Here is a 3,910-nt window from a genome sequence, read left to right as displayed (position 1 = left end):
GCCCCCCCGGGCGGGGGCGGGGGGGCGGGGGGCGGGGGGCGGGGCCCCCCCCCGGCCCCCCCCCCGGGGGTGGGGGGGGGGGGCCCCCCGCCCGCGGGGGGGGGCCCCACCGGCGTCAGAAGACGCGTTCGTCGAGGAACTCGTTGCGGAAGCGGTGCTGCGGGTCCCAGCGCTCGGCCAGCGCGCGGAAGTCGGCGAGCCGCGGGTAGCGCTCGGCGAGCACGTCGGCGCCCATCGCCCACACCTTCCCCCAGTGCGGCCGGGCGCCGAACGGGGCGAGCGCGGCTTCGAGAGCGGGCAGTGCGGCCGCCACCCCGGCCTGGTCGCGGCGCCAGGTGAAGTGGATCGCCAGCGAATCCCGCCGCCACGCCGGGCTGAGCCACAGCTCGTCGGCGGCCACCGAGCGCAGCTCGGCGACCAGCAGCACCGGTGCGAACGCGGGCGCGGCCCGCTGCAGCGCCTCGACGGCGGCGGCCGCGTGCCGCGCGTCCACCAGGTACTCGCTCTGGATCTCCGCGCCGCTGCTGGGGGTCCGTCCCGCCTGGAAGTGCGGGAGCCGTTCGTGCGACGGGCCGGGTGCGGCCTGGACGGTGACGTTCTCGGTCGGCCCGCCCGCCATCGGGTGCCGCGGCCCGTCCACGCGCCGCGAGCCGAGGCGGGCGAACAGCTCGGTGTCGTGCCCGCCCCGCTCCTTCACCACCACCTGCCGGACGCCGGAGCCGTCGAAGTCGGTGAACAGGCTGACGCTGTAGCCGGAGCCGAGCAGCGCGGCCAGTTCGGCAGCGGCCACCGGCCACCGCAGTCCCGCGTAGACGTGCTGGGTGACCTCGAACGCCGGCTCCACCGCCAGCTCGATCCGGGTGATCACGCCGAGCGCGCCGAGCCCCACGACGGCCCCGGTGAAGTCGGCGTCGCCGTCGCGCAGCACCCGGACCTCGCCGTCGGCGGTGAGGAACTCCAGCGCCCGCACCGCGGAACCGAGCCCGCGGGTGCGGCTGCCGGAGCCGTGCGTGCCGGTGGAGATCGCGCCCGCCACCGACAGGTCCAGCAGCGATGCCAGGTTCGCCAGGGCGAGCCCGTGCTCGTGCAGCACCCGGGTGAGCTCCGCGTAGTGCACCGGGCCGGAGATCGCGACGCTCCCGGCGGGGTCCACCTCGATCTCGGCGGGCAGCGCCGCCAGCGACACCTGCACGTCGGCGCTGTCGGCGATGCCGGTGAAGGTGTGCCCGGTGCCGAGCACCCGGACGCGGTCGGCGCCGGTGACGACCTCGGCGAGCTCGTCGAGGCTCCGCGGCCGGGCGAAGCGGGGCGCCCGGTAGGTGACGTTGCCGGACCAGTTGGTGCGGGGCGTGCTCATCCCCGCGCGCCCATCAGGTGTTCGGTGGCCAGCTGCTGCAGCCACACGAAGCCGTAGCCGCGGCCGTCGTAGTGGGCGGCGCTGTCGAAGTCCTCGAACGCGGTGCGGTCGGCCAGCAGCGCGGCGGCCCCTTCGCCGTCGGCGAGCGTCGGCACGGCCAGCTCAGGCACCTTCGAGGCGGCCAGCGCCTCCTGCACCTCGGGGTCGGCGCGGAACGCGGCCGCGCGCTCCGCGAGCAGCAGGTAGTTGGCCATGTTGGCGCGCACCGAGTCCCACACGCCCGCGTCGTCCTCGGTGCGGGCTGGTTTGAAGTCGAAGTGCCGCGGCCCGTCGTAGGCGGGTGTCCCGCCGGGACCGCCGTGTTCCAGCAGGTCCACCAGCGCGAACGCGTTGTGCAGGTCGCCGTGCCCGAACACGAGGTCCTGGTCGTACTTGATGCCGCGCTGCCCGTTCAGGTCCAGGTGGAACAGCTTGCCGTGGTAGAGCGCCTGCGCGACCCCGGCGGCGTAGTTGAGCCCGGCCATCTGCTCGTGCCCGACCTCCGGGTTGACGCCGAACAGCTCGGGGCGCTCCAGCGAGTCGATGAACGCGAGGGCGTGCCCCAGGGTGGGCAGCAGGATGTCACCGCGCGGCTCGTTCGGTTTCGGTTCGAGGGCGAAGCGCAGGTCGTAGCCGCGTTCGGTGACGTGCTCGGCGAGCAGGTCGGCGGCCTCCCGGTAGCGGGCGAGCGCCTGCTGCACGTCCTTGGCCGCGTCGTGCTCGGCGCCCTCCCGCCCGCCCCACATCACGAAGGTGCGGGCACCGAACTCGGCGGGCAGGTCGAGGTTGCGCAGCACCTTGCGCAGCGCGAAGCGGCGCACCGCGCGGTCGTTGGAGGTGAACCCGCCGTCCTTGAACACGGGGTGCGAGAACAGGTTGGTGGTGACCATCGGGACGGTGATCCCGGTGTCGGCGAGGGCCTGCTTCAACCGGTCGATCTCGGTGCGCCGGGCCGCGTCGGTGGCGTCGAACGGGAACAGGTCGTCGTCGTGGAAGGTGAGGCCCGCGGCGCCGAGCTCGGCGAGCTTCTCCACCGCGTACCGGGTGTCCATTGTGGACCTAGTCGGGCCGCCGAACGGGTCGATGCCCCGGTAGCCGATGGTCCACAGCCCGAAGGAGAACCGGTCGGCGGGGGTGGGGGTGCGGCTCATCGGAAGTCCCTCCCACGAATTTGTTCTTGTGCAGAACATACTAGGGTTCCGAGTGATCAGCGGGCAAGATCCGGCGGACGGGGGAGCGGATGCGCGGCAGCAACTCGGACCGCGTCCGGCGCGACAACCTCGCCGCCGTGCTCGACCTGGTGCACCGCACCGGATCGCTGTCCCGGGCCGGCATCACCCGGGCCACCGGGTTGAGCCGTTCCACGGTCGCCGCACTGATCGCCGAGCTCACCGGCATGGGCCTGGTCGCCGAATCCGGTCCGCAGGACACCGCCCGCGTCGGCAGGCCCTCCCCGGTGGTGCACCCCGACCCGGACTGCGTGGCGATCGCGGTCAACCCGGAACTGGACGCGATCACCCTCGGCGTCGTCGGCCTCGGCGGGGAGGTCCGCTCCCGCCGCCGGATCGAGATCGCGCGGCCCGGCGCGACGCGGACCGTCGAGGTCGTGGCCGCCGAACTCGGCTCCGCCGAACTGGACGGGAAGCGCATCGCCGGCATCGGCGTCGCCGTGCCCGGCCTCGTCCGCGACGGCGACGGCGTGGTGCGGTGGGCGCCGCACCTGGGCTGGCGCGAAGAACCGATCGCCGCCGAGCTCACCCGCGCCACCGGGCACCCCGCGTTCGCCGGGAACGACGCGACCCTCGGCGCGCTCGCCGAGCACCTGTTCGGCGCCGGAGTCGGCGTCCCCGACCTCGTCTACCTCAACGGCGGGGCCAGCGGCATCGGCGGCGGCATCATCGCCGGAGGGAGCCCGCTCGGCGGGACCGGCGGTTACGCGGGCGAATTCGGGCGCAACCGGCCCGCGATCCGCGACCCGGCCGACCGCGCGGTGCCGGACGGGACGCTGGAGGACGAGGTGAACCGGGCGCGGCTGCTGGAGCTGCTCGGGCTCGGCTCCGCCGACCAGCTCGCGCTGTCCGGGGCGCTGGCCGACTCGGCCGATCCGCGGGTGCGCGCCGAACTGGCACGGCAGGCGCGGGTGCTCGGCGGCGCGGTCGGCGCCGCGGTCAACGTGCTCAACCCGCGGCTGGTGGTGCTCGGCGGGTTCCTCGCCGACGTGCTCGGCGCGGATCCGGCGGGATTCGCCGAGCTGGTGGCCGAGCAGTGCTCAGCGCCCGCGTTCGAGGAGGTGCGGATCGTGCCCGCCGCGCTCGGCGCCGACCTGCTGATGATCGGCGCGGGCCAGCTCGCGCTGCACCAGCTGCTCACCGACCCGGCCGCCATCCGCCCGCCCGCCGCCGAGGTGGGGTGAACGGCCGGTTGGTCCAATGCGGCTGGACGAACGAGCCGTTCACTCCCGACCCGGGCGCGGGGGGGGGGGGGCCCGGGGGGGCCCCCCCCGGGGGGGCGGGG

Annotated in this window: 3 protein-coding genes; 1 reads left to right on the top strand and 2 read right to left on the bottom strand. The window is 75.2% G+C overall.

Going from position 1 to position 3,910, the window contains the following annotated elements:
• Positions 1 to 115: 115 nt before the first annotated feature.
• Complete coding sequence (locus tag LCD35_RS28920; protein WP_224961225.1) at positions 116 to 1,357, bottom strand: FAD-binding protein; 1,242 nt, start codon at positions 1,355 to 1,357, stop codon at positions 116 to 118.
• Entirely contained in the window at positions 1,354 to 2,547 is a 1,194-nt protein-coding gene (gene xylA / locus LCD35_RS28915; protein WP_225045254.1) for a xylose isomerase, read from the bottom strand. The genes LCD35_RS28920 and xylA overlap by 4 nt, the downstream gene beginning before the upstream one ends.
• Before the next feature lie 89 nt (positions 2,548 to 2,636).
• Here xylA and LCD35_RS28910 point away from each other — a divergent pair, with 89 nt between their 5' ends.
• Positions 2,637 to 3,809 (top strand): ROK family transcriptional regulator, encoded by a 1,173-nt coding sequence (locus LCD35_RS28910; RefSeq protein ID WP_225045253.1) that lies wholly within the window; start codon positions 2,637 to 2,639, stop codon positions 3,807 to 3,809.
• Positions 3,810 to 3,910 lie beyond the last annotated feature (101 nt).

Source organism: Saccharopolyspora sp. 6V (assembly GCF_020176785.1).
Taxonomy (GTDB): Bacteria; Actinomycetota; Actinomycetes; order Mycobacteriales; family Pseudonocardiaceae; genus Saccharopolyspora_C; species Saccharopolyspora_C gregorii.
The sequence above is the reverse complement of the archived record's forward strand: the minus strand, read 5'-3'. Positions and strand labels throughout refer to the sequence as shown.

Excerpts from the sequence above, each read along its gene's own strand:
- LCD35_RS28920 (WP_224961225.1), bottom strand. The coding sequence starts at position 1,357 with ATGAGCACGCCCCGCACCAACTGGTCCGGCAACGTCACCTACCGGGCG.
- xylA (WP_225045254.1), bottom strand. The coding sequence starts at position 2,547 with ATGAGCCGCACCCCCACCCCCGCCGACCGGTTCTCCTTCGGGCTGTGG.
- LCD35_RS28910 (WP_225045253.1), top strand. The coding sequence starts at position 2,637 with ATGCGCGGCAGCAACTCGGACCGCGTCCGGCGCGACAACCTCGCCGCC.